The following is a 281-nucleotide window of genomic DNA, read 5'->3' on the forward strand; positions in this document are numbered from 1 at the left end:
AGAGATTCGAACTCTTGACCCCCTGCTTGCAAGGCAGGTGCTCTCCCAACTGAGCTACACCCCCATATTGGTTGTTATATTTTATTTAGTTCAGGCTTGTCCAACAAGCCAATGGGCTTAAGTGGACTCGAACCACCGACCTCACGCTTATCAGGCGTGCGCTCTAACCAGCTGAGCTATAAGCCCGCTTATCTTTTGTAATAATCCGGCAGCCACCTGCTCTCCCACACCGTCTCCAGTGCAGTACCATCGGCCGATTAGGTCTTAACCATCGTGTTCGG

General features: G+C 51.2%; 1 tRNA gene. It reads right to left on the minus strand.

The features are described from left to right. Window positions 1-112: 112 nt before the first annotated feature. Window positions 113-186 (minus strand) — tRNA-Ile (locus tag GPK60_RS10970). Window positions 187-281 lie beyond the last annotated feature (95 nt).

The sequence above is a fragment of the Ruminococcus sp. MCC718 genome, from assembly GCF_018783905.1.
Lineage (GTDB): Bacteria > Bacillota > Clostridia > Lachnospirales > Lachnospiraceae > Hominisplanchenecus > Hominisplanchenecus faecis.